Origin of the sequence: Olsenella sp. CU969 (assembly GCF_905219715.1) — a bacterium.
Taxonomy (GTDB): domain Bacteria; phylum Actinomycetota; class Coriobacteriia; order Coriobacteriales; family Atopobiaceae; genus Granulimonas; species Granulimonas faecalis.
On record NZ_CAJMXC010000108.1, the window covers coordinates 1 to 4,464 of the forward strand.

The window sequence follows — 4,464 nt, forward strand, 5'->3', positions numbered from 1 at the left end:
GCCCTCCCCTGCCCCCGATGTCGTGGACGATCCCTCGTGGGGGCAGACGGACTTCACGCCCCGCGGCCCCATCGGCTTCGCCCGCCGCGCGGCCCTGTTCGACCTTCCCGACCCCACCCAGGCGACCTTCGACCCGCTGGCCGCCGACAGCCCCTCCCTCGACGTCATGGAGGACGCCGCCTACGAGGTCCCGGGCCAGGNGCCCGAGCCCACGACGGCAGATGCCGTGTCCCAACGTGTGGTGGTGTCCCAGAGCACCGTGCATGCCGGCTCGTCCGACGGCCGTGTGACGGTCTCCCAGAGCCGTCGCGTGGCGACGGTGCCCGCCGCCCAGCCTCAGGAGGCACCGGCCGCGGTGCCCATCGAGCCTGTTCGTGTGACGTCCCACGAANAGGCNCGGAAGACCTCCCTGCGCGACCGCATCTCCCACGGTCACGGCCGCAAGAAGAAGGAGCAGGATTCCATGACCGAGTGGCTCGGGGTGGATGAGGACTTCGACGCCAAGGCCGACGGAGAGCGCATTGGCTCCTGGGACAACTTCTCCGAGGACGACGGCAACCGTCACCCATGGAAGGGCGGCGCCACCCGCTCCGCCGAGCTCCGCGACGACGAGGACGTCAACCTCGTGGAGGATCCGGAGCTCGCCGAAGCCGTGCNCGACATGGATTACGTGGACCTCGTGGCCCACGACATCTACTTCGTGGCCGTGGGCGCCAGCGAGCTCGACCACGCGGGCGCCAAGGCGTTCGTGAAGGAGTACCGCTCCCGCCTGCGCGGTGCGTTCCTCATCAACCTGGATTCTGTGGGCGCCGGCCAGCTCACCCTCCTCACCGAGGAGGGATCCGGCAACGTGCGCAAGGTCGACCGTCGTCTGCTCAAAAGCATCGACCGTATCGCCCGGGACCTCCACGTGCAGCTGCAGTGCTCGCCTAGGCCCTGGTCCGACACCGACGCCACCTGTGCCATGCGCGCCTCGGTGCGCTCGGCCACCCTCATGGGTTGCGACCCCGGCGAGGTACCGGCCCTGGCCCATACGGCCGAGAACGTCCCCCAGAACGTGGGCCCTGACCAGGTCGCCCAGGTGAACCTCATCGTCTCGGAGACCATCCGCAGGGCGTGATGCCAAAACCGTAAAACCCGTCACATGGCAGACGGGGCCGTTACAGGAAAGAGGGGCGCGCCCGACGGCATCCGGACCGTCGGGGGNGCCCCTTCCCGTCTCCGGGAGAAGCCCGTGTTAGGCGTAGAGCTTCTGCAAGTAGGCGAGGATGTTCCCGTCGCCGACGAGGCAGGTGTCGTCACCCGTCACGAGGCAGGGGACGGACTGCTGGCCGCTGACCTCCTGGAGCTCGGCGGCGCCGGCCTCCTTGGAGCAGTCGATGTAGTTGAACTTGTCGGTAAGGCCCTGACCCTCGATCCAGGTGATGACCCGGTGGCAGTGGGGACAGGTGGGAAGGTAGAACAGGGTCATAACAGCCTCCTGGTCTGAGACGGTTCGGTCAGCGGGCAAGGTCGTTCTCGGGGTGATCGATGAGCTCGGCGAGGAAGGCGATGATGTCGTCGCTCTCGTAGAGGGGGTCGCTGTCGATGAACAGGCAGGGCACCTGGCGCTTGCCACCCACCTTCACCAGACGGTCTGCGGCCTCGGAGTCGGTGCTGATGTCGTACAGGGTGACGTTCTCCACGTCATGGTCGCTCATCCAGGCAAGGACCTTGTGGCAATAGGGGCAGGTGGGCTTGTAAAAGAGCTCGAGGGTGCGTGCCTTCTTCTCGGCCATGGGGCCTCCAATCGTCGGGGTTTCGCTTCTAGGAAGATTCCCGGGGCCCCGACGGCGCAATCGATGGATCCCTTCCCTTGATAGGTCCGTGGAGAGACCGTTCCTATCGTTGTCTATAGATAATTATATATGTATATACGACAATTCAGGATTAATACAGCATGGGCCGTTAAAAGGCGATCCGTGGATTAGTTTTTCAGAACAGGACCTTTCTGAAGCGGAATCGTGCCGTATCGGGATGAATAAATATGACAATCTGGCCAAAAAGCACCCGATAAAACGGACTGTTTACCCTTTCAGTGTCCCGTAAGTACAGTTTTCTTGAGCTTTTCTGTACNCCGACTGAATTCAGAGGCGTAGAATGTCTCACATCTACCCATATCTAACCTCGAAGGGAATGAGAGATGCAGAAAATGTTGAAGAAGCTGAAGGGAGGGGTACATCGGCATTTGGCCAGGCTCTATGGCCTGGTTGTGTGTACCCTTCTCGCCTTCATCGGCCTTCTGGGGTCGGGCGCGTTGAGCCCCGCCTACGGGGCCATCGATGTGGGTGCCAACCCCACCCCCAAGGTCGACATCGCCGTGACGGTCCCTGCGGACTATCCCGGCACCTTCCTCGACTTCAAGCAGGAGCTCACCCAGAAGCTCATCGACCAGGGCATGGACCCGTCGGCGTTCCGCATCACCAACACCGACGTCACCATCGACACCACCGACCTGGGCGGCTGGCTTGTGCGCGACCACTATCGCGACCAGGCCACCTATAACAGCATCGTGTCCGCCGACCAGCGGGCCAACCAGCCCTTCCGTCAGGCCGACAACTCCCACACCAACGGCACCGGCACCATTGAAAGCTATTTCAAGAACAACACCAACACCACGGGCAACTCCTGCAAAAACTTCGACAGGCACATCTACTCGTCCGTTGACGACCAGGGAAAGTCGTCCATGGTGTTCGCCGGTTACGGCACGTCGGCCCTGAGCGACTACATGATCTACCCTGCCTCGAGCGACTCCCGCCGTACCTTCTCCTTTGACATCAACCCCGCCGTCATCGACACCCACACCCTGGGCAGCTACGGCTTCTGGCTCAACGCCGGCATCGAGAACAACACGGTCTCCGGCTACGTGCTCATGTTCANGGCCGGCNACAACGCCTGCACCCTGCGCAAGGTGAGCNTNGNGNCCGACACCNCCNNGGCCGNCGCCACCNGCACCCAGGTCGCGTCGGTGCCTGCCATGAACTTCGGTCCCAAGAACATGGTTCGCGTGACCGTCGAGCTCAACAAGAACAACGTCACCATGCAGTACCAGACCTACGATGCGTCCGGCAACCTTGGCGACCCGGTGAACCTCCTCAAAAACCAGCCCCTGGACAACACCGGGTTCAACGGCTTCGGACCCTTGGTCAACTATGTGAGCCACGGCTGCTCCTCCCTCTCGATCATGAAGTTCTCCGACCTCGAGATGAGCTNTGCCGCCTCCGCCTTCGACGCCCTCAAGAACACCCAGTACTTCCAGGGCGNCGAGCAGAANTNCTTCATCAACCTCGCCGGCACTTCCAACGACCCCCAGATCCCCGACGAGTTCGGTGAGGCCGGCGGCACCAACCCCGACTACACCGACGGCATCAACCGCCTCAACGAGAACGAGATCTTCTACATCTCCAACGCTCAGGACGGCAAGGTGGTCACCGATTCCACCAAGGATGAGAACGGTAACACCACCCACCAGGGCCTCGGCGCCGATAACGGTNTCATCGCCATGGGNGACGACTNCGTGGGCGAGATCGCCGGCTACATCTACAAGAACTTCGTGGAGGGCAAGAAGTTCAACCAGGCACCCATCAGCTCCGAACTGCCCCTGGCCAACTTCTACATCGTCGACAGCGANNCCGACGAGCAGCTCATGACGGTGCACCTGCAGCACCTGGTGAACACCAACGGCACCGTTCCGGTCAACATGGTGGACAAGTCCATGACCGGCACCCTTTCCGGTGATGACGGCAAGCTGGTGAGCTGGCACTGGAGCGTCTACGACCCCACCAACACCAAGGTCTTCGACAAGACCTACGACGACCCCTCCAAGATCGAGGACTACCTGTTCACCAGGGACAGCGCCCACGGCCGCTGGACCTTCGAGCTCTCCGTCACCGACGACAAGGGCAACGTCTCCAAGATCTCCCAGACCTACGTGACCGCTTACCTCGACAACGAGGAGCCCNTCATCGAGGGTGCCAACACCGGCAAGAACAAGGCCACCATCACCCTCACCGACACCGGCGAGGNCATCGACGAGGATGGCANCACCTTCATCGNCGACGGCCGCGGTTCCGGTGTGGCGGCCTACTGGGTGACCAACGACGTCAACGCCACCCCCACCGACGACGACTGGGAGACCCTGCCCATCCCGCAGCACCAGTTCGCGTTCGACCTCGACATCGTTGACACCTCGCCCCTGGTGGTGTGGGTGCGCGACGAGTGCGGCAACNTCGGCAACAAGGCCGTCTTCCAGCCCACCCACGTGCGCGTCGAGGATGAGAACGGCAACCCCATCGACGACTACTACGTCATCGGTGAGAAGCCCATCATCGTGCTGCCCGAGGACGACGAGGTCCCCGACTCCGAGGACGACCCCGAGAACAACAAGTTCAGCGGCTGGACCACCCCCGGCGGCGACCCGGTGAC

At 62.8% G+C, this 4,464-nt stretch carries 3 protein-coding genes; 1 reads left to right on the forward strand and 2 read right to left on the reverse strand.

Translation table 11 applies throughout. The annotated features are described in order from the left end of the window. On the forward strand, nucleotides 1–1,120 hold a 1,120-nt coding region (locus JX283_RS07830), incomplete at its 5' end, for a M28 family peptidase (protein WP_204830079.1). 117 nt (nucleotides 1,121–1,237) lie between these two features. Here JX283_RS07830 and JX283_RS07835 read toward each other — a convergent pair. Together JX283_RS07835 and JX283_RS07840 are read right to left on the reverse strand one after the other, a co-directional pair. Continuing rightward, nucleotides 1,238–1,471 carry a glutaredoxin gene (locus JX283_RS07835; protein ID WP_204408241.1) on the reverse strand — a complete coding sequence of 78 codons (234 nt, stop codon included), beginning with the start codon at nucleotides 1,469–1,471 and terminating at the stop codon, nucleotides 1,238–1,240. Nucleotides 1,472–1,499: 28 nt separating this feature from the next. Beyond that, nucleotides 1,500–1,778, reverse strand: a complete 279-nt coding sequence (locus JX283_RS07840) for a glutaredoxin (RefSeq protein WP_204408240.1) — start codon at nucleotides 1,776–1,778, stop codon at nucleotides 1,500–1,502. Between the last annotated feature and the right edge of the window lie 2,686 nt (nucleotides 1,779–4,464).